This is a genomic window from Sphingobium terrigena, assembly GCF_003591655.1.
GTDB lineage: Bacteria > Pseudomonadota > Alphaproteobacteria > Sphingomonadales > Sphingomonadaceae > Sphingobium > Sphingobium terrigena.
Window position 1 is genome coordinate 1 of record NZ_QVRA01000075.1, and the last position, 1,916, is coordinate 1,916.

A 1,916-nucleotide genomic window follows, 5' to 3' on the forward strand; every position below is an offset into this window, starting at 1 on the left:
GCCTTGGCATATTGCACGGCCATATGCCCGAGACCGCCGATGCCCGAGATCGCCACCCAATTGCCGGGCCGTGTGTCCGTGACCTTCAGCCCCTTGTAGACCGTCACGCCGGCGCACAGGATCGGGGCGATGTCGATGAACCCGATATTGGCCGGCAGGTGACCGACATAGTTGGGATCGGCGAGAACATATTCGGCAAAACTGCCATTCACCGAATAGCCGGTATTCTGCTGGGCCTCGCAGAGCGTTTCCCATCCGCCGAGGCAATGAACACAGTGCCCGCAGGCGGTGTAGAGCCAGGGGACGCCGACACGGTCGCCCTCCTTCACATAGGTCACGCCGCTACCCACCGCGACCACATGACCGACACCCTCATGGCCGGGAATGAACGGTGGATTGGGCTTGACCGGCCAGTCCCCCTCGGCCGCGTGAAGGTCTGTATGACAAACGCCGGTCGCCGCGATCTTCACCAGGATCTGGCCCGGGCCAGGCATCGTGACCGGCACTTCCTCGATCACCAGCGGTTGGCCAAATTCGCGTACGACCGCAGCTTTCATGGTCTTGTTCATCGTGGTGTTCCTTGCAGAGGCGGCCGCGCGGATTGGCCGCGGCCTGGGTGAGCCGGGTCAAAAGAGGCCGAGGGCCGTCTCGTCGTAGCTGACCAGCAGATTCTTGGTCTGCTGATAGTGGTCGAGCATCATCTTGTGGTTTTCACGCCCGAACCCGGAGGCCTTATATCCTCCGAACGCCGCGTGCGCGGGATAGGCATGATAGCAGTTGGTCCACACCCGACCGGCCTCGATCGCGCGGCCCAGCCGATAGGCATGATTGCCGTTACGGGTCCACACACCGGCGCCCAATCCGTAGATGGTGTCGTTGGCGATCGAGATCGCGTCCTCGATCGTCTTGAACGGGGTCACCGACAGGACCGGCCCGAAAATCTCCTCCTGGAAGATCCGCATCTTGTTGTTGCCGACAAACACGGTGGGCTCGACGAAGAAGCCGTCGTCGAGCTCGCCTCCCGGACGGGCGCGCTGCCCCCCCGTCAGGCACTCGGCGCCTTCCTGCTTGCCGATGTCGATATAGCCCAGGATCTTGTGGAGCTGGTCCTCCGACGCCTGCGCGCCCATCTGCGTGAGCGGATCGAGCGGGTCGCCGACCCGGATCGCCGCGACGCGCGCGACCGCCCTTTCGACAAACCGGTCGAAGATCGATTCGTGGACCAGCGCGCGCGAGGGGCAGGTGCAGACCTCACCCTTGTTGAACGCGAACAGGGCGAAGCCTTCCAGCGCCTTGTCGAGGAAATTGTCGTCCTCGTTCATGACGTCCGCCAGGAAGATGTTCGGGGACTTTCCGCCCAGCTCCATCGTCTGCGGGATCAGGTGCTCGGCGGCATAGCCCATGATCTGCCGGCCGGTCGTCGTTTCGCCGGTGAAGGACACTTTCGCAATCCGCGGATTGGCCGCGATCGCGCGTCCGACCGACCCACCCGGTCCGGTCACGATATTGACCACCCCCGGCGGCAGGATATCGGCGGTCAGCTCGGCGAACAGCAGCAGCGAAAGCGGCGTCTGCGAGGCGGGCTTGATGACCGTGCAGTTGCCGGCCGCGAGCGCCGGGGCAATCTTCCAGGCCGCCATCAGCAGCGGGAAATTCCACGGAATGATCTGTCCGACGACGCCCAGCGGCTCGCGGAAATGATAGGCGATCGTCTTCTCGTCGATTGTCGAGATCGACCCTTCCTCCGCGCGGACGCAGCCGGCGAAATAGCGGAAGTGATCGATGGCCAGCGGCACATCGGCGGCGCGGGTCTCCCGGATCGGCTTCCCGTTGTCCATGGTCTCGGCCAGCGCGAGCAGCTCGAGATTGTCCTCGAGCCGGTCAGCCACGCGATTGAGGATCCTTGCGCGCTCGGC

General features: G+C 64.1%; 2 protein-coding genes. Both read right to left on the bottom strand.

Annotation, left to right across the window (positions count from 1 at the left end):
• Positions 1-569: alcohol dehydrogenase catalytic domain-containing protein (locus D0Z70_RS24370; RefSeq protein WP_182914108.1), on the bottom strand; the 569-nt coding region annotated here is incomplete at its 3' end.
• 57 nt (positions 570-626) lie between these two features.
• A partial coding sequence (locus D0Z70_RS24375; RefSeq protein ID WP_119750781.1) for an aldehyde dehydrogenase family protein occupies positions 627-1,916 on the bottom strand: 1,290 nt, incomplete at its 5' end.